Below are 22613 nucleotides of genomic sequence, written 5' to 3'. Positions count from 1 at the left end.
GGTAGTTCTATACTTGTAAATCAACCAACTTTATATTTTTTCATTAACCAACAATGCGGAATAAAACGTTAATTATTGTTCTGACGGTTATCGTATCGGCACTCTGCCTTTACTATCTGTCATTCTCGCTGGTTTCCCGAAATGTGCAGAAAGATGCAGAAGCTTACGCTACTGATGCACAGGGCAACGTAGACCTTACAAAACAGCAGGCTTATCTGGATTCGGTATGGAAAGAGCCTGTATATATGGGCTATACTTACCAGGAAGTAAAAGAAAACGAGCTAAGCCTTGGTTTGGACCTTAGAGGCGGTATGCACGTGGTACTAGAGGTTTCTCCTGTAGAAATCATCAAGTCAATGTCTGGCAACAGCAAAGATCCTAATTTCTTGAAAGCACTGGAACGTGCACAAGAACTTCAGAAAAACAGCCAGGCAAGTTTTACAACACTTTTTGGCGAAGCTTACCGTGAAATTAGCCCTGAGGGCCGCTTAAGCAGAATTTTTTCTAATACTGCAAACCGTGGCAAAATCAGCTACGAATCTTCAAATCAAGAAGTGCTTGATATAATTGATCAGGAGGTTGAAGATGCAATTGACCGCTCTTTTAACATCCTGCGCACGCGTATAGACAAGTTTGGTGTTAACCAGCCAAACATTCAGCGCCTGAAAGGTACAGCCAGTGGCCGTATTCAAATAGAACTTCCTGGTGTTGATAACCCTGACCGTGTACGTAAACTGTTGCAGGGTATGGCTAACCTGGAGTTCTGGGAAGTATGGTCTCCTCAGGAGTTCTCTCCGTACTTTATGCAATTAAATGAGTATCTGGCACAGCAAGAAAAGGCTGGTAAGCTTAACCTGAACACTGCTAGCTCAAACGAGGATGCTTTAACACAGGCAGCAGGCAACCAGGCAGTAGTTACAGACGCTACAGATGATGTATTGGCAGCAGCCGCTGCTTCAGATTCTTCTGCTATCGACTCTACTGCCATCGCTCAGGCCGACACAGCAACAAACCCATCTACTTTAGACTCTTTAGCAGCTAACCAAAGCAGCGTATTAGCACGCTTGTTTACGCAAATGCCTGGTGGCCTTGGAGCGAACGTACGCGACACAGCAAAAATCAACGAAATTTTCAACAGACCTGAAGTTCGCTCTATCTTCCCTCCAAATATGAGGTTCTTATGGGGAGTGAAACCTTTGGTAGGTGATAACCGCCAGGAGTTTGTAGAATTTTACGCTATCAAAAAAGGCCGTGACGGAAAGGCGCCTATGACAGGTGATGCTGTAAACGATGCGCGTGGTGACTTCGGCCAGAATGGCCAGCCAGAGGTTAGCATGAGCATGAATCCTACAGGCGCCAAGAAATGGGCTCGTTTAACAGAAGAAAACGTAGGCCGCCAGATCGCTATCGTACTTGATAACTATGTATACTCTGCTCCAAACGTAAACGAGGCGATTACAGGTGGTCAGTCTTCTATCAGCGGTAACTTTACAATTGAAGAAGCACAAGACCTTGCCAACATCCTGAAGGCTGGTAAAATGCCTGCTCCTACTCGTATTGTGGAAGAAGCAGTAGTTGGTCCTTCTCTTGGTCAGGAAGCCATTAACCAAGGCCTAATCTCTACACTGGCAGGTTTAGTATTAGTAGTAATCTTCATGATTGCTTACTATAGCCGTGGTGGTTTCATTGCCGACCTTGCCTTGTTGTTCAACGTGTTCTTTATCTTGGGCGTGCTAGCTCAGTTTGGTGCATCGCTTACGCTGCCTGGTATTGCAGGTATTGTGCTTACTTTGGGTATGGCAGTGGATGCGAACGTACTTATTTTTGAACGTATGCGCGAAGAGGCCAGAAACGGTCTGAGCATGCGTGAGATCATCAACAAAGGTTATGATAAGACGTTCATGACTATTTTGGATGCGAACGTAACTACCTTCCTGGTAGGTTTTATACTTTACTTCTTCGGATCTGGTCCTGTAAAAGGGTTTGCCATTACGTTGATGATCGGTATTGCAACTTCTTTCTTCACGTCTATCTTTATTACAAGACTTTTTGTAGAAGGTACTTTTAAGAAAGGTGGCAAACTGTCGTTCTCTACTTCGTTGGCAGACAAAATGTTCAGAAACATCAAGTTTGATGTAATGAAGTACAGAAAAGCAGCTTATGCATTCTCTTTAAGCGTAATTGTATTTGGCTTTGTAGCCATGTTTATCAACGGCGGTCCCAACCTAGGTGTTGACTTCAGAGGTGGACGTTCTTATGTAGTAGAATTTAGCGAGTCTGTATCTGCATCTGAAGTTCGTTCTTCGCTTATCGATGACTTTGGCAACGAAGGAACTGAAGTGAAAACATACGACGCGCCAAACCGCTTGAAAATTATTACTAGTTACCTGGCTGATGATGAAAGCACGCAGGCCGATGAGCAAGTAAGAACTGCTTTATTGGGCGGTTTAGAACAATACAGCAATCTTAACCCTGAGGTGCTAAGTTCATCTAAAGTAGGAGCTACCATGGCAGATGATATTCAGCAGACGGCGTTAGTTGCTATCTTGCTTGCCTTAGTAGGTATCTTCGTTTATGTAATGATCCGCTTTGCTAAATGGCAGTTCAGTTTGGGTGGTGTTGTAGCCTTGCTACACGATGCCCTGATGATTATTGCAGTGTTCTCTATACTTGACCTAATCGGGATTTCATATGAAATGGACCAAGTGTTTATCGCCGCGGTTCTAACAATCATTGGTTTCTCTATTAACGATACGGTTGTAATCTTCGACCGTATTCGTGAATACATGAGAAACAACCCACGTCAGAGCATTAGAGACGTTGTGAACCCAGCTTTGGTTAGCACTTTCAGCCGTACCATTATTACTTCCCTTACTTTATTCTTAGTGGTAGTAATTCTGTTCATATTCGGTGGTGAGGTTCTAAGAGGCTTCTCTCTTGCCATGATTATAGGTGTGGCTTTCGGTACTTATTCTTCCCTGTTTATCGCTGCTCCAATTGTAGTGGATACAGTTAAAGAAGAAAACACGCCAGTAGCTAGCGCGAAAGTAGCACAGCAAGCTCGCTAAGCGTAAGCTTATATAAAACAAGAAAGCCCCAGGCAGTTGCCTGGGGCTTTCTTGTTTTATATAATATTCCATTCCTGTTCCTGATTAGCTAATCTGTACAGGAGTAAGATATTTGACTGTTGGAGCAACACCAGTGAATGAGAGTAAATTCTAATCAGCGAATGTTCTTGTTTGAATATTAGATACGGCTCTGGAATAAAGTAACTCAAGACTGATAGAAAGCAAAAGGCCAGGCTTCGAGTACTCGAGCTTGGCCTTTTGCTATTTAATCTTTCTATAAAATGCTTACACAGTTACACCGTCAGCAACTACTTCTGTTACCTCTGGTACCATACGCTTTAGTAGGTTTTCGATACCAGCCTTTAGTGTTACAGTTGCAGATGGGCAGCCACTGCAAGAACCTTGCAAATGTACGGTTACCACACCATTATTATACGATTTGAATGTGATGTTACCACCATCTTGCTCTACTGCAGGACGCACATAATTTTCTAGCAAGTCTATTACCTTCTGAGAAATGGCAGCATCTTCTGCTGTTGCCTCTCCAGCATCTGCTGTTTCAGTCTTTTTATTTGCCTCGAATCCTTCGTTAAAGGCAGGTCCACCAGCTTCTATATAAGACTTCAGGAAAGTGCGCAGCTCTGGAATAAGCTTTACCCACTCCAAACCAGAATCTTTTGTAACTGTTACAAAATTGCTGGCAATAAAAACACGTGACACATAATCGAAGTTAAAAAGCTCCTGTGCTAACGGCGACTCAAGTGCGCTTTCCAAGTTTGGATAATCAACGCTCTGCCCTTCTGGCAGTAGCTGCACGTTCATCACGAACTTCATCGACTCTGGGTTTGGGTTGGCCTCAGCATATACCGAAACCACTTTTTCTTTATTATCTATCATAGTGATGTCTATTTTAATTAAAACTAGTACTTATGTCTTTAAGTTTCCAAAATTAATCAATAATTCTGAAAGTAGTTAAACCATGCCTCACCCAGGGGGAAAGCAGCGTTTTACTAACTAGTTTAAGGTATAGCAAAAATCATTCTAAAATAGAAACAAGACGCTCGTTAAGGTTGAAAACCCAAAAATACTTTCTTTTATCCCCTATTGTCTTTAGCCACACCCTTGGCACACTTAAAGAACGGATAAAATGACAGTCTTCACCAGTCCTTCCTTCAAATACTACCTCCTCCTGACCTACAGGGTAAAGCTCTCATTAAAAGCTTCGTAACTATGTTTAACAAGTTTTACACTTATGCAGATAATCAAATGAATGTTACAACCACATCCAGAACCAGTCTCCAGACTTAGTAAATTAACTCAGAAAATGTAACTTTGCGGTGCAGTTAAAATCTTGTACTGACAAATACCGCAGTGTAACATGCCAAACAATTATATCTTACTGGTGCAAAACCAGCACGCCGCTCCAGGCTTTCTAATTATTCCCTTTCTTATACTAATTGCAATGATAGCCAGTGGCCCTGTGCTTTTTGGGCACTTCTGGGAGCACAACTATAAAAAAGTAGCAGTTACTTTAGGCCTTACCGTACTGGCTTACTATCTGTTTGTTTTGCATGACGTGCACATGCCAATTCACACGTTCTTTGAGTATGCATCATTTGCCGTACTGCTCAGTTCACTTTATATAGCAGCTGGTGGCATTTATATAAATATCAATGCCAGAGCCACTCCGCTTATGAACGTGGCGCTTGTGGCAGTAGGAGCCGTATTGGCAAACTTAGTGGGTACAACAGGTGCGTCTCTACTTTTGATCAGGCCTTTTATACGCCTTAACGTGCACCGCATTAAGCCTTACCAAATCGTTTTCTTCATTTTTATAGTAAGTAATGCGGGTGGTTTGCTTACTCCTCTTGGCGATCCACCATTGTTCATCGGCTTCTTGAAAGGTGTACCGTTTTTCTGGACACTACAGCATCTATTTGTTCCTTGGGCGCTGGCTATTGCTGTTCTTTGCCTTATTTTCTTCATTATAGATAGCCGCAACAAAGAAACTGCATTTACTCCGAAACCTGAGGTAGTAGCAAAAAACGATGAAAAGACAGAGTTTTATGTTACAGGTAAACGTAACCTTTTCTGGTTAGCTATCATTATTGGGGCCATTTTCCTGGACCCTAACGTAATTGACACATTACCACACATTTACTACGACGGCAATAAGTTTTCATTCCTGCGTGAGATCATTCAGCTAGGGGCTGCATTCTTTTGCTACCGTAACTCCAGCAAAACAGCCTTGGCTGGAAACCAGTTTAACTTCCACCCTATTCTGGAGGTTGTGTTCCTGTTCTTCGGTATCTTCTTTACGATGATGCCAGCATTACAGCTTTCTGCTGAAATAGCTTCATCACCAGAGTTCTCTGCTTATATCACTCCAGACTTCCTTTACTGGGCAACTGGTTCACTTTCTGGCTTCTTAGATAATGCGCCAACTTATGCTAACTTCCTGTCGCTGGCTATGGCCAAGTATGACATGGCACAGAACAGCGTAGTAGAGGTTAGGCAGTTTGCAACTGGCACTGGTGCTGATCCTGGAACACTTATTTTGCTAGAGGCCATTTCAATAGCTGCTGTATTGTTTGGAGCCTTCACCTACATCGGTAACGGACCGAACTTCATGGTAAAGGCCATTGCTGAAAGTGCTGGTATTAAAATGCCATCATTCTTCGCTTACATCCTGCGTTACTCTATTCCGTTCCTGTTACCAGCGCTTGTGCTGATATGGTTCCTGGTGGTTCATCTGCATCTGTTTTAAAATAAAGACTATTTAAAGCAAGAAGGCCGCTCCTGTTTCAGGGGCGGCCTTCTTGCTTTATATCTAAACTTCTACTTTTTTACAGGTATACTTAGGTTTACTCTGACCATGTTACACAGGCACTAAGTAAGCAGCACAACTATACTTAGTGCCTTTTTCTACAACATCTAAAAGCCTTTCAACCTATATAGAAATTAAATCTTATTTGCCTGCTGGCGCATCAGGAAATCAGCCAGCACCAGCGCGGCCATGGCATCCACAATAGGCACTGCACGTGGCAGCACGCATGGGTCATGGCGTCCTTTGCCCTTCAGTTCTATATCTTCTCCAGCATCATTTATGGTTTGCTGTGTTTGCAGAATAGTAGCCACAGGCTTAAAGGCCACACTAAAGTATATGTCCTGGCCATTGCTTATACCGCCCTGAATACCGCCAGAATGGTTCGTACGGGTACGAATATTACCTTCTTCATCGGTGTAAAACTGATCGTTGTGCTCAGAACCTCTCATCTTCACGCCTTCAAAGCCACTGCCGTATTCAAAGCCTTTCACAGCGTTGATGCTCAACATGGCTTTTCCGAGCTCTGCATGCAGCTTATCGAAAACGGGCTCTCCTAAACCTGCTGGCACACCTTTCACCACACAAGTCACCACACCACCAATAGTATCCAAGCTATCACGTGCATCTTCTATCAGCGCTATCATACGAGAAGCCACCGCACCGTCTGGGCAGCGTACAATGTTCGCATCAATCTGGTTCAGGTCTAGCTCCGTGTAAGGCTTCTGCACTTTTATACTTCCCACCTGCGACACATACGCCTGCACGCTAATGCCATACTTCTGCAGCATTTTAGCAGCCAAGGCACCTGCTGCCACACGTGCTACTGTTTCGCGGGCAGAACTGCGTCCGCCGCCGCGGTAGTCACGGATGCCGTATTTGGCCGTGTAGGTATAATCTGCATGCGATGGCCTGAAGGCATGCTCAATATGGCTGTAGTCGTGGCTTGCTTGGTCTTTGTTGTTTACCACCATGGCTATAGGCGTACCTAAAGTCTTGCCCTCAAAAACACCTGAGAGTATGGTTGCCTTATCCTCCTCTTTACGGGGAGTAGTGATTTTAGACTGGCCAGGGCGACGGCGATCCAGCGCATGCTGTATTTCCTCTACCGATATTTCAACGCCTGCAGGGCAGCCATCTACTATAACACCAACAGCCGCACCATGCGACTCGCCAAACGTAGTAATTCGGAAAAGTTTTCCGTAGGAGTTGCTCATTGTTTTTTACTTCTGATGAATACAAAAGATGAGATAGCCAAAAGTACAACTAAAATTATATTCGTGTACCGCTTTATATCATTTACCTGATGCAAACTCTGCAGCGTGGCATCTTCATTGTCTATTATTTTATAAAAAGGCCCTAAATCCCGAGAAAGAATCATGGCATTGTTATCGCGTTGGCCTACCACACTGGCTGTCAGTTTTGCCTGTAAGGTATCGTAAGTAGCAGTGGTGGGGTTAAAATAGATCCACTCTACCACATCGCTTAAGTTATAGTTACCAGGCTCTCGTGCCAATACATGATAGGTGAAAGTTTTTGCACCAGTAACACGGCCTGCACGCTTGGTTATATCTTGCCTTATATCTGGAGGGTAAAGCTCCAAAGCCGCTGGTGGTGTAGGAGTAGGTGATACTATGGCTGCCAGGTTCCCCTCCCCTTCTATCTGAAAGAGGTAATTGAAGCTTTTATTTACAGGGACTTTACGGCTAGATAAGCTTTCGCGCAGCCTGTAGTTACCTACTGGCACCATATTTCGGAGCGGATGTGGCGGCAACTCTTTCACCAGCACCTCACGCTCGCGGGCAAAGTATGTTTTATAGCCTTCCTGCCGATCCTCTGTCAGCAGACTTGGATTTTTAGCTACTTTATACTTGATCATCTGCAACGATAAAGCAGGAAACTTAATCGGGTTTGAATTGATAGGGTACAGCACAGCCTCATACAACTTAAAACGAAGGTATGGGTGCCCCTGCACTGTTATATGCTCTGGCGTTACTTCCGTAAAGTCAAAAGCCTCCTCCCATACATTGGGCTGTTTTAACTGCCGCAGAAGTGTCGTTATCTGCTCCTCGAAATTATAAAACTCCAAAAGCCGCTGGTCTTCTTCGGCCAGATAAAAGTATAAAGCAACATTTACTCCCTCTCCAACATACACTTCCTCCTTGTCAAGGTAAAGCGTTAGAAAGGCATTATCATCTTTGTTGATAAACTCTGGCTCTGTTATATCCTCTTCTGCCTCTTCTACGGCCTGCTCATCATCCTCAACCGCGAAGTCTGACACAACCATAGGCGTAATCTTTAATACCATCCTTTTTGTTTGCACGGTCTGCCCATTTACCTTCATGCTGAAGGGTTCTATCTCGTACTCGCCTTCATCCAAGGCCGCATAATTTTGAGTGATGGTGTAAATTATTGTTGTTTCGCCTCCCGTAATGATTGTTTTGGTAGAAGAAAACTTGCTACTCTTCTTAAACCCTTCAATTTCAGGAAAGGGAGTATAGTCTTTTATTGGCTGGTCTTGCGCACTAATGGAAACAGTGAAGTACTGGTTTATGGGAAGCGGGCTTTTACCTAGCCCAATGATTGCTTGCTGCGCCAGGGCGGGCACTACAAACAATACAAAAAGAAAGGTTAAGATAGATAAAAGACGCATAAAAAACATTCCGCAACAACAGGTGCATGTATGAATACCAAATTTAAGAATTTCTAACACTAACACCCCTATCAGCAGGCATTATACATGTGGCTATTCCATCTTAACCCCCTTTTTATTACGTGCTCAAGCTTCTGCAGCAAATTTGCCTAATCTAAAAGCCTATTTAACCTTATTTAGTTATAATACTACAGAGTCATTTAAGCACCAAAGAAACCTTAGAAGAATAATCCAATAAAACACACTAATTCAACAACTACTACTTAGTATTACTTACCAAGAATCCCGACCTTATTGCACTTCTATCTATATCATACTTAATAATTTAGCAATGCAGAGGCAGCAATAGGGTAACATACCCGCAGTAATATTGCAGTACAAAATATGTAAAAATCAGAAAAATTACTTGTAAGTGACTACTTACTTTTTTATTTTTACAACGTAAAATGCAACAGATAAAATCACCAATAGTTCTTTTCATGCAATGCTAGAATACGTAAAAACCATTTTATTAAAGGTAAGCTTTGATAAGGTGCTGTTTGAGAAAGAGTTAAAAAAAGCTCTGAAAGTACTACTCACCGACGAGTTAAAGCAGCTGGAGCAATGGTGTTACCAGCAATTTTCTGGAATGTATCTTCGCATTCTAAACAAGGTCTTCATTAAATCCGCTGCTTGAAGCTAACATTACTCATTTAGGCCTCCTTCCACAAAGCGTATATTACGCAGGAGGCCATTGTATCCTGTCCGCTTCACAGCTGACTTCTTGAACAGCTGAGAAAAAACCTCGTGTGTTAATTCTTTCCAGTCTTGGGTTTTCATCTTGTGGAGCTGCCCATTAGGCGTGAAAGCGGGTTCGGTGTGCGGTTTACTAAATCGATTCCACGGACATACATCCTGGCAAATGTCGCAGCCAAAAACCCAATTGCCGAATTTGCCATTCATTTCCTGTGGCAGTTGGTCTTTTAGTTCTATGGTGAAATAAGAGATACACTTACTGCCGTCCACAACGTAGGGCTCTGTAATGGCTCCCGTTGGACAAGCATCTAAACATCGGGTGCACGAGCCGCAGTAGTCTTTTATAGGTCCATCGTACTCCAACTCCAAGTCTATAATCAGCTCTGCTATAAAGTAAAAGCTACCGACTTGGGGAGTGATCAGGTTGCTGTTTTTGCCAACCCAGCCTAAGCCGCTCTTCTTGGCCCATGCTTTATCCAGCACAGGAGCCGAATCTACAAAGCAACGCCCTCCTACTTCTCCTATTTCCTCATTGATGTACTGCAGCAGCTCCTTCAGCTTGTCTTTTATCACAAAGTGATAGTCGGTGCCGTACGCATACTTCGATATTTTATAGGTATCTTCTTCCGACTGCTTCTCTTCAGGAAAATAATTTAGCAAAAGCGACACGACAGATTTAGCTCCATCTACAAGCAACCTTGGGTCCAGGCGTTTGTCGAAGTGGTTCTCCATGTAGCGCATCTGCCCGTGCATGTTTTGGTTCAGCCAACGTTCTAGCCGCGGCGCCTCCTCTTCCAGAAAATCTGCTTTGGAAACTCCACAGTACATAAACCCCAATTCTTTGGCCTTCTGCTTTATCAGGTATGTATATTTCTCTTTGCTCAAACTATAAAAACTACGCTAAGTTGGTAGGTAAACAAAATTAAGTTAAAATAAATCCAACCACTGCTTTTTGAAGGATTCTTTGGGCTGCAAAGGTTTCAGGTGGGTGAAGCACCACTTCGCTTTCTGTCTGCTGCTCTCATAGCACAGGAAAATAAAAAAGCAGGCCGAAAGCCTGCTTCTTAAGTATTTCACAAACAGTAAACTTATTCAGATTGATTGAACAGCCCACCTGACAACACCTGCTGCGGCGGTATCTTGCCAAGGTGGCGATAGGCCAGTTCTGTTGCCTCTCGGCCTCGGGCTGTACGTTTTATATAGCCTTCCTGTATCAGGAACGGTTCGTATACCTCTTCTATTGTTTCAGCTTCTTCTCCACAAGCTGTGGCTATAGTTGATATTCCGACAGGTCCGCCTTTATATTTATCAATAATGGTGGCCAGTATGCGATTGTCCATATCATCAAGACCATTAAAATCTACATCCAAAGCGTTCAGAGCAAACTTAGCAATCTCAACAGTTATGGTTCCATCGCCCTTTACCTGCGCAAAATCGCGGGTACGGCGTAGCAGGTTGTTGGCAATACGTGGTGTACCACGGCTACGGCGTGCAATTTCGAAAGCGGCATCGGCATGTATCGGTGAACCTAACAGTGTAGCTGAACGCTTAACAATAGAGGTCAACAGTTCTGCGTCGTAATACTCCAAGCGTGCGTTTATGCTGAATCGGGCACGCAGTGGAGCCGTTAGTAAGCCAGAACGTGTGGTTGCTCCAATAAGCGTAAACGGGTTCAGGCTGATTTGCACAGAACGGGCATTCGGACCTGAATCGAGCATAATATCGATTTTATAGTCTTCCATGGCCGAGTACAGGTACTCTTCCACAATCGGGTTCAGGCGATGAATCTCGTCAATGAACAATACATCGTTCGGGTCGAGGTTGGTAAGCAAGCCTGCCAGATCGCTTGGCTTATCCAACACAGGGCCAGAAGTCATTTTTATACCTGCATCCAGTTCAGAGGCTATAATATGCGAAAGGGTAGTTTTACCCAAACCTGGAGGACCGTGCAACAGCACGTGGTCTAAGGCATCGCCTCTGCGCCTGGCCGCCTGCACAAATATTTTCAGGTTCTCCACTATCTTCGCCTGCCCAGTAAAATCGTGGAAGCTAAGCGGTCGGAGCGCCTTATCTATATCGCGTTCGGCTGGCGACATGTGTTCGTTATCGCCAGTGAGATAATCTTCTCTCATGTTAATTTGTATGCTATTTCCTCAGCTTTTGCTGTTCCTAAAGATAACAGTTACAAGCGTTAATTCGCTCCAAAAGCACACACGAAGTTACTATTTTTGCTAATTATTTTATAGTATTCATTTATAAATCTAATTACATTAGCAATACATGTATAAAGGTTTCAGGATGTAAGGCCATAACCATTTTGCATCAACAATTATAAGCTGCAAAAAAACTCGTTAGTTAACCAAAAGATAGTTAACACCTTAATCTGCTTTAAGTTTTTGCTCTAGTTCCTCCAGTTCTTTTATAATTGGCTCGTACAGTTCTTTGTGGCGAAGCTTACTATAGTACAGAGAAAGGCCTCCAACCAACACCATAACAGCTACCAGACCCAAATTCATCAAAAGGCGAAATTTCCAGCTCTCATTCCAGAAGATATCCAGGTAAATCAAGTTAAGGCCTATGGTAGAAACAACCATTTGTATGGGTGTGATTAACTTGATGGAGGTCTGCTGGAAGCGAAAGCTTTTGAGGGAGTGGCTGATGTAGGCGCGACTGTCAAGATCCGCTTTCAGGTTTTTCCAGGGCACGGACTTTAGCCATGTAGCCAGGGCAGAAAGTAATATAGCCCCAAACATAACCACCATACCTACATCGAACCAGCGCGTATTAGGTGTAAAGGTGCGCCTCAGAATAAATATAAATGCAGCGGCAGTAAGGCACAGCACTACTGTCATCAGAATATTGGTCCAGAGTGTTTTTACCTGCAAAGCCTTCACTCTGTCTTTCAGTAAGGTTTGTAGAGGCTTGTTGTTTGCTATATCTGATAGCTGAGGTGCCTGCTGCATCTGCCAGCTTTTTTGCATTTCCTCAAAGTCCATAGTTCTTAGTTTTAACTGTTCTAACTTCTTTACCATTCCCCTGCTCCATTAGAGTAGCTAGTTTCTGCTTGATGCGGTTTATTTTCACGCCCACATGGCTCACCGTCAGCCCTAGCACCTCTGCAATCTCCTTATAAGGCACCTCCTCCAGCACAAGCGAAATTATCAGTCGGTCTTGCTTTTCGAGGCAACTGATGCAGTAGTGTAATTGCTGCAGCAACAACTCCTGTTGCTGTTTATCGGCAGTTTCGACAGCGGAGTCGGGAAGGTCTATAACATGGTGAGGCAAAGGCAACGCATACCTATTTTGCTGCTTCTTGTGCAGTATAGCTGTATTCAGGGCAATGCGATAAAGCCAGGTGCTCAGCTTTGCATCACCCCGAAACGTATGCAGGTTCAGCCAGATCTTTACCAAGATATCCTGATAAAGATCGTTCGCATCATCACGACCTGGCAGGCAGGCCCGACAAATGCGGTAGAGCTTATCCTTGTTCTCCTGCACAACCTGTTCAAAAAGTTTCTCCTGCTCAGACACTGGCTACGTCCTTTTGTGGTTGCTGAAAAGCCCCTGCTGCTGGCTGCAATAATTGTTTGTGTGTAGAGATTTTCATATCAACAAAAGCTATAAGAGATTGTAAGAGAGGCTGGCTTTGGCACCAGTTTAATACTTAGAGCAACAATGAAGACTTTTATTACAGCCAGAAGCAAAATATTTTTTACCTCATAAAAAAGGCAGTTACTCCCGTAACTGCCTCACATACTTTACCTCCAGAATTATGAACCTAGCTTACTTAAATGCAGGAATACCTGTGATATCGGCACCAGTTATAAGCAAATGAATGTCGTGAGTGCCTTCGTAGGTAATTACAGACTCTAAGTTCATCATGTGGCGCATAATCGGATAATCGCCTGTTATGCCCATGCCACCGTGAATTTGTCGTGCCTCACGGGCTATGTGCAGCGCCATGTCTACATTGTTTCGCTTGGCCATAGATATTTGCTGCGTAGTGGCTTTGCCCTCGTTTTTGAGCGTGCCCAATCGCCATGCCAGTAGCTGTGCTTTTGTAATCTCTGTCAGCATCTCGGCCAATTTCTTCTGTGTGAGTTGGAATGCACCTATCGGTTTATCGAACTGAATGCGCTCTAAGCTATATTTTCTTGCTGATTCATAACAATCTATCGCAACGCCTATAGCACCCCAGGCAATGCCATAGCGAGCAGAATCGAGACAGCCAAGCGGCCCGCGTAAGCCTTCCACATTTGGCAAGAGGTTCTCCTTCGGCACTTTTACGTTATCGAACACCAGCTCTCCTGTGCAGCTAGCACGCAAGCTCCATTTATTGTGTATGGGTGGTGTGGAAAAGCCTTCCATTCCTCGCTCTACGATCAAGCCTTTTATGCGGCCTTCTTCATTTTTCGCCCATACTACCGCCACCTGGCATTCTGGTGAATTAGATATCCACATTTTAGAGCCGTTGAGCACGTAATAATCTCCCATATCTTTTATGTTCGTTACCATACCGCCAGGGTTAGATCCAAAATCAGGCTCTGTAAGGCCGAAGCAGCCTAACCACTCCCCACTTCCCAGCTTAGGCAGGTACTTCTTGCGCTGTTCTTCCGACCCATAGGCATAGATCGGGTACATCACCAGCGAACCTTGTACCGAAGCTGTAGAGCGCATGCCCGAATCGCCCCGTTCTATCTCCTGCATAATTAGTCCATAGCTTATGTAGTCGAGGCCACCGCCGCCATATTCTGCTGGTATAGTTGGTCCAAAGGCTCCTACATCACCAAACTTCTTCACTATCTCCGAAGGGAAATGTGCTTCTTGTGCCCATTGCTCGATGTTCGGGGATATCTCTCGCTTTACAAAATCGCGCATAGTTTGGCGGATAAGCTTATGCTCTTCCGTTAGCAGATCATCAATATTATAGTAGTCAGGTGCTCCTGAAGATTCGTAAGCCATAGATAGAAATGTTTTGGTACAGGTATTACACAAATATAAGATTTTCTTCGAATGCAGCTACTCAGGTTATAAAACACTAATCAGGCATGCAACACCAAGCAAAGCATTTTTTCAAAAATGGCATAAACAAAAAGAGCTCCACCAAAAGGCAGAGCTCTTAAAAACAACTTTAGCTAAACTACTTTAAAATTTAAGCCCTACCGAAAGCAGGAAGTTGCGGGTAGCCTGCGGATAGTAGAAATTTTCGGTTATCTGCGCGCTGTCGTAGATATAGCTATAGGTATAGCCGTTGGCAGCATACTTTTCGTTAAAAATGTTGTTCACCAATAATCCCAGTTCAAGCCCTTTTAGCACATTTTTGAAACCGACATTGTAAAGCAAACGCAGATCGCCTACTTGGTAGGCAGGTATAATACGTTTCTCGTTTTCAGTGTTATCCAGATACTGCTGGCTTACAGTTTTATAGATAAAAGCGGCACTTAAACCCTTCAGCACTTCTACTTCCAGTCTGCTTGTCGTTACCAGGTCAGGCGAAAAAGCGATGGTTGTTTTGTCGTAGGTATTTCTCACCTGCTCCCAAGTAGTGTAATCATCTATAAATTCTTCAAAACCATTTATCTTGTTTTCGCTGTATGCTATGTTCGTGCTTAAAGTCGCTTTGCCACCCAAACTAAGCGCACCAGCCAACTCTACTCCTTGTCTATAGCTGTTGTCAATGTTCGTGCGGGTGTAGCCGCCTACATCATTTATCTGCCCCGTTAGCACCAGTTGGTTTTTGTAGTTCATATAGAAGTAGTTCAGCTCAGTGTGTGCTGCTAACGGTAGGCTTCCTATATTTCCTAAGGCAATGCGGCCACGATACCCTACTTCCAGGTTACGAAGCGTTTCATGCTCGGGGCGGCTGGCTGGTGTAGATTCTGTGAAATCGTTACGTACAGGTTCACGGTTGCCAATGGCATAAGAAGCATACACCTGGTTCTCAAGATCAAACTGGTAAGTTAAGCCTGCTTTAGGATTGAAGAAGGTATAAGCAGCATCCTGCTCAATGTTGCTCAGGTCATTGTCGAAGCCAAGGAATGAGTAACCCACTTTACGCACTTGCAAATCGCCAAAGGCAAACAACTTATCTGTTAAGCCATAGTTAGCTTTAGCATACACGTTGAAGTCTGTTTTTTCACCATCGTTTTCATAGTACCTGTCGCGGATGTTAGAATTAGAAGCAAAACGCGCCCATATAACCTCACCGAAGTGACGGCCATCGTATCTGTTCAAGGCACCGCCCAAAGTAGCATTGAAACGGCTATTTGGCTGGTATTGCAGTGCATAGGTTGCACCATAAAAATCGTTGTCCAGCCAACGGCGGCGGATAATGTCTGATGTTGAGATGGTTTCATCTCCTATCACAACGTCTGCCAAGCCATAATCTGCCAGATCATCATCGGCACGAAACTGCTCGTAATAACCTCTGCCATAGGTATAATGCAAGGCTCCTGAAAAAGTCAGAACAGAAGAGAAGTCGTGCGACAGGTGCAACTGGTAGTGGTCCTGCTGGTAGTTGTCTGTTTCATTGTCGTAGGTGTAGTAGTTATAGCGGCGGCCAGCGGTGCGAAGGTTCTCCAGGTCTGCCCCTTCGATGCCGTTACGGTCTATGTATGCCTGCAAATCAGCTTCATTGCCATATACCAGCGCCTCAGGTGTACCGTACCAGGCTTGATATGTTTGCTCCTGACCAGAGAAAGCTACAAACTTAACCGATGTTTTGTCGCCAAAATAGCCACCAGAAAAGTAGAAAGATTTCAGGTCAGAAGAAGCACGATCTATATAACCATCCGACTTTATGCGGGACAAACGACCATCGAAAGCAAACTTACCGTTGATAAGGCCTGTTCCGAAGCGCACATTATTACGCAAGGTGTTAAAGGAACCATAGGTATGGTCTGTCTCGGCATAAGCCTCGCGTCGTACATCCTGTGTCTGTATGTTGATGCTGGCACCAAAGGCACCTGCGCCGTTTGTAGAGGTACCTACCCCGCGCTGCACCTGTATATCCTGCACCGATGAGGCAAAATCTGGCATGTTCACAAAGAACACACCGTGGCTTTCGGGGTCGTTGATCGGAATACCGTTAACAGTTACGTTAATGCGGGTAATATCAGAACCACGAATACGGATACCAGTATAGCCTACTCCTGCACCTGCATCGGAGTTTACAACCACAGAAGGAATTTGCTCCAGCAGGTAAGGCAAATCCTGCCCAAAGTTGCGCTTATCTATCTGCTCCTGAGTTACGTTACTATAGGTCGTGCCTGTTCGCTCGTTGGCTCTGGTAGCAGAAACCACCACCTCGGCGGCACGCAGGTTAGCTTGGGCAAGCGTAAAGTTTATCCGTGTGTCTGAATTAACGACCACCTGACGCTGCACGGGTTCGTAACCCAAATAGCTTACACGCAAGGTATAAGTACCTGCAGCCAAGTTACTGAACTCATAATAGCCAGCAGTATTAGTGGCTACACCAACTTCTGCACCTTCAAGCACAAGGTTTGCTCCTGCCAACGGAGTGCCTGCAGTAGCATCTGTTACTTGCCCGCTTAAATTGTACTGGGCAAATAACTGTAACGGCAACAGCAAAGCAGCCATCACGATTAAAAAATTTTTCATTAAATGTTAAATGAGATATTGAAACTTACAGGACTACCAGGGGATGTATCCTGTTACTATTGTTTCCCTCGTTTTTCCCTTCGCCAGCATTACCAGGATCAGGTTCAATGGGTATAATCTCAGCCCGTTATTATAAGGCACCCCTAAACTGCCGCAAAGGTAAGCCCGTTTTATTTCAATTCAAAAGAGCAAAAATCAATTATTAGCAAAAGCATAGTTTTAGCCATAAACACAATTTCATTTTTTTAAGCAAAGGGAAAAACCAGAGAGGCCAAAAGTACGTTGTAAATTAATAAGAGGCAGGCTTTTTAGCAGTCGGCTAGCTGACACTAATTGTAAGAATTTGCCTGCTTAAGAGATTAGAATTAAAAAGAAGAAATGTGATGATGATCAGCGTATTGTATACTTTAGCACTATTAACCATACTGGCATACTATGCCTTTGCACCACGCAGAAAACATCAAGGCCCACCTTCTACAGACAGCGATGATGAGGGAGGAGAGCCGCTTGGAGATGATCTGCCTGATTTAGACCTACCACCAGGCGTTTCATTACCCATAAATGATTATGAGCCAATTTATGATCTCAAAAGAGTGAAATTTCCGAAGCTCCCTGAGCCTTCGCTCAACTGAACTTTACTGACATTCAATTTTTGACATGCTGCCCACACCAAGGCGGCATGTTTTGTTTTAGGGCAAATTGATTTGAAACTTTGACACTGATACGCCTGCACAGGCTAGCCAAGATAAAAAGGAGTAGCAGATTACAGCCACCTGCTACTCACTTGAGCTTGTTTTATCAATTTACAGTGAATATGTAACTGCGTTCAAAAATCTGACTCGGCGCAAGCTTTATCATACCTTCCTTCTCCTCCAGTTCACCTGTGTCGCTGGCACGACTGGCAATGCCACACCAAGGTTCTATACATACAAAAGGCGCATCACCTGGTTTTGTCCAGATACCAAGGTATGGGAAGCCTTCAAAATTCACTTCTATACTTCTGGGCCCTGTTTTACTTGCAAGCCTCACTTTCTGAGAATGCAGGTCTTTCAAAACAATTGCGTCTTTATCAAAATATTCGTGACGCAGTGGCAGAATGGTATTGTCTGTCAGCATGATTTCGGTTTCGCCCGTCTGCAAACCTGCATTGTCGAGCAGGTACCTGTTCAGCGTTTCGGCCTTCTCAAACTCTATGTAATAATCGTTGTACTGCTCATTTGGGTAGAGCGGAACGTTAAAACCTGGGTGCCCTCCGATAGAAAACAGCATCGCATGGTCATCTGTATTGGTAACCTGGTATACAGTTGCAAGTCTGTTTCCTTCTAATGTATAAGCAATAAAGAGATTGAACTTGAAAGGATACTGCTCCAGTGTTTGCTCGTCATGCTGCAGCTCAAACACCAGCTTGTTTTTTCCCTCCTCTACTAGTTTAAACTCTTTTCTGCGGGCAAAGCCATGCCTAAGCATGTGGTAAGTTTTACCCTGGCAAGTATATTGCTGTTGCGGCAACTCCCCAACTATAGGAAAAAGATTAGGCGCATGTCCTGCCCAAACAGAAGAATCACCACCCCAGATCAGTTCCAGGTTTTCGTCCAGTTTTATAAAATGCTGCAGTTCGGCGCCCAAACTCTCGACACCTACTCTGTAGCTCTCGTTTTCGATATAGTGTAGCATAAATGTTATCAAATTAAAGAAGTTCGTGCTCCTGAAGCAGCTCGTTTACATGGCTTATAGCTTTTTGTAGCCGTGCCTGGTGTAAGCCCGTAACCTCTACAAATGGCACCTGCATAGCAAGCAGCTCTTTTTTATATAAGTCATAAAAATATTCACGCAAGTGCGGGTGCTCCCGCTGCGGATCAGGTTCCCAGGGCAAATCAACGCCCATCAGCAAATAAAGGTTATACTCCTGCCTTTGCAACTTCTCCAGAATTAAGGAAGGGCACTGACTAAAAGCATGCTCACTCCATATTTTAAGCACCAGCAAATCGGTATCAGAGAAAAGAAGCTTGTTTGCCTGCCCCATATACTCCTGTTCAAGCGCCAGCTGCCCTTCAGCAATAGCCTCCAAATCGGTTAAGGTATAAGGTTCCTGCAAATTGCCCACATAGGTGCGGGCAAACTCTGGCACCCAAACCGTGTTGTAATGAGCAGCTAAACTTGCTGACAAGGTAGACTTACCTGTGGACTCTGGACCAGTAATAGCAACTTTTAACATTTTATGATAGCCGCTTCTATTTTGCAGCGCATAAATATAGCCAAAGTAAAATTATTGCTTCGGGCTGCATTGCTGCGGCATTTATAGAAAAATAAAGTAAAAGACAGGAATATATATTGAAGAAACCCACTCTAGCTTCCTAATAGAGAGACTAGAGTGGGAATTAACTAAAAGGAGATACTTCTAAATCAAATGGAGGTAATAAAAAATGCATCGCTACTAAATAATGTCAATAGTTATAAAGGTTTAACACTCGGAAAAACTGTATCCATAAAAGTTATAAACCTCAACAATTTTAGCCTTCTTATTCCCGTACTCTCTGAAAGGAATTTTTTTAGGACGTTCATCAGGCGATTCGTACCCCCACTTTAAGCGATTCTCATACTTCAGCTCATCTGGCAACTCGATCTTGTTATTTTTCATAATAGCATCCGATTTGTTAGGGTTGAACAAACATGCTCTTTAATTCAGCATGCACAGTTGGGAGATAATTCTCTTACGTAGCCGTCCCTTCTTCGGATTGCAAAAGTCGAATTATAGCTGTTTTTAATTCTTCGCCTAACCCAACTGAAGCTCTTTTTGCTTTTGTGCCCTTCTCTTCCATTCCACTAGTCCCGCAAAAGCCATAATGAGTAGTATAAGGTAAAAGACTGAGGTAAACACCAGGCCTTTTACAAAATAAAGCGGCACAGAGGCAATGTTAGTGGCTATCCACCAATACCAGCTCTCAACCTTCTTTTTTGCCATAAGCCACATACCTGTATAAGCGGTAGCACTGGCAAAAGCATCGCCCCACGGAATAACGCCTTCATAAAATGCTTCTTGCAGGTAAACCAGGCAAAAATAGATGCCCACATAAAGTACTGCAAAAAACACAAGTTGCTGCACCCATTGCTTCTTGTTTGAGAAGGCTATATGCAGCACATGCTGCTCCTGCCGATCTTTTCGGGTCCACAATATCCAGCCGTAAATACTCAGAATGGTATAATATACATTCACACTTGCCTCGCCTATTAAACTATATTTAAAACTCAGGTATACATAGATGGTGGTGCTAATGAGGCCAACCGGGTAGACAAGAATGTTTTCTTTCCTGGAGTACCACACGCTCAAGATTCCTGCGAACACTGCAATATACTCCAGCCACGAAGTCTGCAGCATGCCTGCCCTAAATTGCTCCCAAAGTTCAGAAGCACCGCCTGTTGCATCCATCAGGAGCAGCAATTTTAAATCTGGCAGGGCACCTATGGCCATTTGCAGTAATCCTATGGAGTAGCACCAGCATTTTGCCACTGGTTCTCCTGTAAAAAAAAGTATATCAGACATTATTCGCTTTAGCTACTTATTTGAAGCATTTGCTAAGTTTGCAATTTGAAACCTAACTACCAAAGTTGCGCTGCAACTGCAGCATGAAAGCCATGGAAGAAATAACAGTGCAAGAGCTAAAGGAGAGGCTGGGGCGGCATAATAAAATGCAATTGCTAGATGTACGCGAGCCTGAGGAGTTTGAAATATGTAACCTCGGTGGCGAACTTATACCCTTAGGGGAACTCACTAGACAAGCTGGCCGCATACGCCGCGATGTGCCTGTTGTTGTTATCTGCCATCATGGTTTTAGAAGCGCCCAAGCCATTAATTACCTTACCCAGCGCCTCGGCTACGAAAACCTGCTCAACCTAAAGGGCGGTATACATGCCTGGGCTACACAGATAGATACCACCATGGCAGTTTACTAAGTTAGAGGGTTGGGGGAGTTATAGAGGTAGAAGGTTAGAATGTGAAGAGGGGGAAGTGCTTGCAAAACATAACATTGCTTACCAACTTATACCTAAAAGACTGCTAGCAGCTTTACCCATAGTTAAAGCTTTTTCAGCTGTAGAATTGCTGGGTAAAATCAGGTTTAAAAAAAATGATTCTACTATAACAGAACATATTGGAATAATTGTTGTAATTTTACGCGGCAAATAAGGACCCCTAAATTATTTGCTATGATCTCAGATCAATCTAAGATTCTTTTTGAAGCACTTACCTACGACGATGTGCTTTTACTCCCGGCTTACTCCGAGGTATTACCCAAAGACACCGACACTTCTTCTCAGCTTACCCGCAATATACGCATCAATATTCCGCTTCTCTCTTCTGCCATGGACACCGTGACAGAAGCTGATTTAGCTATTGCAATGGCACAAGAAGGCGGTATCGGCATTATCCATAAAAACATGTCCATTAAGAAGCAGGCCGAGCAGGTACGCAAGGTAAAGCGTTCCGAGAGCGGCATGATCATGGACCCTATTACGCTTGAAGACAGCGCTACCTTAGGCGATGCCGTTCAGATTATGACCGAGCATAAGATTGGTGGCATACCTGTAGTAGATGGCGAAGGCAAACTAACGGGTATCATCACCAACCGCGATCTTCGCTTTGAGAAAGACCTGACGCAGAAGGTTTCGTCTATCATGACAAGCAAGAACCTGATCACTGCTGAAAAAGGCACAGACCTGGCTAAAGCCGAAGATATTCTGCAGCAGTACAAAATAGAAAAGCTGCCGGTAGTAGATGAAAACCAGAAACTGGTAGGCCTTATCACTTACAAAGACATCCTGAAGAAGAAAGACCGCCCTAATGCTTGCAAAGATGAGTATGGCCGCTTACGAGTAGGCGCTGCAGTGGGTGTTACACCAGATGTATTAGACCGCATTAAAGCACTGGTAGATGCTGGCGTTGATGTAATCAGCGTTGATACTGCTCATGGACATTCTAAAGGAGTATTGGATAGCGTAAGAAACATAAAGCAGCACTTCCCTGACCTGGATGTAATAGCTGGCAACGTGGCTACCGCTGAAGGAGCCAAAGCTCTTGCCGATGCGGGTGCTGATGCTGTAAAAGTTGGCGTTGGGCCAGGCAGTATCTGCACTACGCGTGTTATTGCGGGTATAGGCGTGCCACAGCTTTCAGCTGTGTTAGAGGCTGCTAAAGGACTTGAAGGCACAGGTGTACCGATAATTGCCGATGGTGGCATCAAGTTTTCGGGCGATGTGGTGAAAGCATTGGCTGGAGGAGCTAGTACTGTGATGGTTGGCTCTTTGCTAGCTGGTACTGAAGAGGCTCCTGGTGAGGTTATACTTTATGAAGGCCGTAAGTTTAAAACTTACCGTGGCATGGGCTCTGTAGAGGCTATGGAAGAAGGCTCAAAAGACCGTTACTTCCAGGGTGCTGAAACAGATGTGAAAAAACTGGTACCTGAAGGTATTGTAGGTCGCGTGCCTTACAAAGGCCTGGTGGCAGAAGTAATTTACCAATTAACTGGTGGTATAAAAGCTGGCATGGGCTATTGCGGCACCCCAACAATAGAGAAACTGCAGACAGCAAAAATGGTGAAGATAACAGGGGCTGGTTTACGCGAAAGCCATCCGCACGATGTGCAGGTGGTGCGTGAGGCACCTAACTACAGCCGTTAGAAGCTAATAATTTTTAAGAATGAAAGAAGTTGGTTAACTT

The 22613-nt window shown here is 44.1% G+C and carries 18 protein-coding genes and 1 riboswitch; of the genes, 5 read left to right on the top strand and 13 right to left on the bottom strand.

The features are described 5' to 3' along the window. Positions 1-53: 53 nt before the first annotated feature. A complete protein-coding gene (gene secDF / locus LN893_RS03785; protein WP_229968444.1) occupies positions 54-3068 on the top strand; it encodes a protein translocase subunit SecDF in 3015 nt (1004 codons plus the stop codon). Positions 3069-3353: 285 nt separating this feature from the next. Here the strand turns inward: secDF and LN893_RS03780 are convergent, their stop codons facing one another. Beyond that, positions 3354-3965, bottom strand: a complete 612-nt coding sequence (locus LN893_RS03780) for a NifU family protein (protein ID WP_229968442.1) — start codon at positions 3963-3965, stop codon at positions 3354-3356. A 481-nt stretch (positions 3966-4446) separates the two neighbouring features. On the opposite strand from LN893_RS03780, the gene LN893_RS03775 reads away from it, so the two are divergent. Further along, on the top strand, positions 4447-5835 hold the full coding sequence (locus LN893_RS03775; RefSeq protein ID WP_229968439.1) for a sodium:proton antiporter: 1389 nt from the start codon (positions 4447-4449) through the stop codon (positions 5833-5835). 194 nt (positions 5836-6029) lie between these two features. On the opposite strand, the gene aroC is transcribed toward LN893_RS03775, so the two are convergent. From aroC to LN893_RS03730, 8 genes are all read right to left on the bottom strand, one after another. Continuing rightward, entirely contained in the window at positions 6030-7109 is a 1080-nt protein-coding gene (gene aroC, locus LN893_RS03770) for a chorismate synthase (protein ID WP_229968437.1), read from the bottom strand. Continuing rightward, complete coding sequence (locus LN893_RS03765; protein ID WP_229968435.1) at positions 7106-8545, bottom strand: BatD family protein; 1440 nt, start codon at positions 8543-8545, stop codon at positions 7106-7108. The genes aroC and LN893_RS03765 overlap by 4 nt, the downstream gene beginning before the upstream one ends. Before the next feature lie 684 nt (positions 8546-9229). Continuing rightward, entirely contained in the window at positions 9230-10165 is a 936-nt protein-coding gene (queG, locus tag LN893_RS03755; RefSeq protein ID WP_255709866.1) for a tRNA epoxyqueuosine(34) reductase QueG, read from the bottom strand. Between the two features lie 203 nt (positions 10166-10368). Continuing rightward, complete coding sequence (gene ruvB / locus LN893_RS03750) at positions 10369-11412, bottom strand: Holliday junction branch migration DNA helicase RuvB (RefSeq protein WP_229968431.1); 1044 nt, start codon at positions 11410-11412, stop codon at positions 10369-10371. Between the two features lie 246 nt (positions 11413-11658). After that, positions 11659-12276, bottom strand: coding sequence for a hypothetical protein (locus LN893_RS03745; RefSeq protein ID WP_229968429.1), 618 nt, complete (start codon positions 12274-12276; stop codon positions 11659-11661). Then, on the bottom strand, positions 12266-12811 hold the full coding sequence (locus LN893_RS03740) for an RNA polymerase sigma factor (RefSeq protein WP_229968427.1): 546 nt from the start codon (positions 12809-12811) through the stop codon (positions 12266-12268). Before LN893_RS03740 ends, LN893_RS03745 begins: the two co-directional genes overlap by 11 nt. A 252-nt stretch (positions 12812-13063) precedes the next feature. Next, positions 13064-14242, bottom strand: a complete 1179-nt coding sequence (locus tag LN893_RS03735; protein WP_229968425.1) for an acyl-CoA dehydrogenase family protein — start codon at positions 14240-14242, stop codon at positions 13064-13066. A 183-nt stretch (positions 14243-14425) separates the two neighbouring features. After that, positions 14426-16900 carry a TonB-dependent receptor gene (locus tag LN893_RS03730; protein ID WP_229968422.1) on the bottom strand — a complete coding sequence of 825 codons (2475 nt, stop codon included), beginning with the start codon at positions 16898-16900 and terminating at the stop codon, positions 14426-14428. 57 nt (positions 16901-16957) lie between these two features. Then, a riboswitch (TPP riboswitch) is annotated at positions 16958-17055 on the bottom strand. 228 nt (positions 17056-17283) lie between these two features. On the opposite strand from LN893_RS03730, the gene LN893_RS03725 reads away from it, so the two are divergent. Beyond that, entirely contained in the window at positions 17284-17532 is a 249-nt protein-coding gene (locus tag LN893_RS03725; RefSeq protein WP_229968421.1) for a hypothetical protein, read from the top strand. A gap of 166 nt (positions 17533-17698) precedes the next feature. Here the strand turns inward: LN893_RS03725 and LN893_RS03720 are convergent, their stop codons facing one another. The 4 genes from LN893_RS03720 to pnuC all read right to left on the bottom strand — a co-directional run bounded on the left by LN893_RS03720 (position 17699) and on the right by pnuC (position 20441). Then, a complete protein-coding gene (locus LN893_RS03720; RefSeq protein WP_229968420.1) occupies positions 17699-18574 on the bottom strand; it encodes an aldose 1-epimerase family protein in 876 nt (291 codons plus the stop codon). A gap of 13 nt (positions 18575-18587) precedes the next feature. Continuing rightward, positions 18588-19115, bottom strand: a complete 528-nt coding sequence (locus tag LN893_RS03715; protein WP_229968419.1) for an AAA family ATPase — start codon at positions 19113-19115, stop codon at positions 18588-18590. Between the two features lie 246 nt (positions 19116-19361). Further along, positions 19362-19538, bottom strand: a complete 177-nt coding sequence (locus LN893_RS03710; RefSeq protein ID WP_229968418.1) for a hypothetical protein — start codon at positions 19536-19538, stop codon at positions 19362-19364. A 135-nt stretch (positions 19539-19673) separates the two neighbouring features. Then, positions 19674-20441 (bottom strand): nicotinamide riboside transporter PnuC, encoded by a 768-nt coding sequence (gene pnuC / locus LN893_RS03705; protein ID WP_229968417.1) that lies wholly within the window; start codon positions 20439-20441, stop codon positions 19674-19676. A gap of 92 nt (positions 20442-20533) precedes the next feature. Here pnuC and LN893_RS03700 point away from each other — a divergent pair, with 92 nt between their 5' ends. Both LN893_RS03700 and guaB read left to right on the top strand, forming a co-directional pair. Further along, positions 20534-20851: a rhodanese-like domain-containing protein gene (locus LN893_RS03700; RefSeq protein WP_229968416.1), complete on the top strand. Its 318-nt coding sequence runs from the start codon at positions 20534-20536 to the stop codon at positions 20849-20851. A 252-nt stretch (positions 20852-21103) separates the two neighbouring features. Further along, positions 21104-22573, top strand: coding sequence for an IMP dehydrogenase (guaB, locus tag LN893_RS03695; protein WP_229968415.1), 1470 nt, complete (start codon positions 21104-21106; stop codon positions 22571-22573). Positions 22574-22613: the final 40 nt, after the last annotated feature.

The organism is Pontibacter harenae, assembly GCF_020907245.1.
GTDB lineage: Bacteria > Bacteroidota > Bacteroidia > Cytophagales > Hymenobacteraceae > Pontibacter > Pontibacter harenae.
This window is presented reverse-complemented; position numbering and strand designations above follow the sequence as displayed.

Excerpts from the sequence above, each read along its gene's own strand:
- secDF (WP_229968444.1), top strand. The coding sequence starts at position 54 with ATGCGGAATAAAACGTTAATTATTGTTCTGACGGTTATCGTATCGGCA.
- LN893_RS03725 (WP_229968421.1), top strand. The coding sequence starts at position 17,284 with ATGATGATCAGCGTATTGTATACTTTAGCACTATTAACCATACTGGCA.
- LN893_RS03735 (WP_229968425.1), bottom strand. The coding sequence starts at position 14,242 with ATGGCTTACGAATCTTCAGGAGCACCTGACTACTATAATATTGATGAT.
- LN893_RS03775 (WP_229968439.1), top strand. The coding sequence starts at position 4,447 with ATGCCAAACAATTATATCTTACTGGTGCAAAACCAGCACGCCGCTCCA.
- LN893_RS03780 (WP_229968442.1), bottom strand. The coding sequence starts at position 3,965 with ATGATAGATAATAAAGAAAAAGTGGTTTCGGTATATGCTGAGGCCAAC.
- LN893_RS03710 (WP_229968418.1), bottom strand. The coding sequence starts at position 19,538 with ATGAAAAATAACAAGATCGAGTTGCCAGATGAGCTGAAGTATGAGAAT.
- LN893_RS03720 (WP_229968420.1), bottom strand. The coding sequence starts at position 18,574 with ATGCTACACTATATCGAAAACGAGAGCTACAGAGTAGGTGTCGAGAGT.
- pnuC (WP_229968417.1), bottom strand. The coding sequence starts at position 20,441 with ATGTCTGATATACTTTTTTTTACAGGAGAACCAGTGGCAAAATGCTGG.
- LN893_RS03715 (WP_229968419.1), bottom strand. The coding sequence starts at position 19,115 with ATGTTAAAAGTTGCTATTACTGGTCCAGAGTCCACAGGTAAGTCTACC.
- aroC (WP_229968437.1), bottom strand. The coding sequence starts at position 7,109 with ATGAGCAACTCCTACGGAAAACTTTTCCGAATTACTACGTTTGGCGAG.
- guaB (WP_229968415.1), top strand. The coding sequence starts at position 21,104 with ATGATCTCAGATCAATCTAAGATTCTTTTTGAAGCACTTACCTACGAC.
- ruvB (WP_229968431.1), bottom strand. The coding sequence starts at position 11,412 with ATGAGAGAAGATTATCTCACTGGCGATAACGAACACATGTCGCCAGCC.
- LN893_RS03745 (WP_229968429.1), bottom strand. The coding sequence starts at position 12,276 with ATGGACTTTGAGGAAATGCAAAAAAGCTGGCAGATGCAGCAGGCACCT.
- LN893_RS03700 (WP_229968416.1), top strand. The coding sequence starts at position 20,534 with ATGGAAGAAATAACAGTGCAAGAGCTAAAGGAGAGGCTGGGGCGGCAT.
- LN893_RS03765 (WP_229968435.1), bottom strand. The coding sequence starts at position 8,545 with ATGCGTCTTTTATCTATCTTAACCTTTCTTTTTGTATTGTTTGTAGTG.
- LN893_RS03730 (WP_229968422.1), bottom strand. The coding sequence starts at position 16,900 with ATGAAAAATTTTTTAATCGTGATGGCTGCTTTGCTGTTGCCGTTACAG.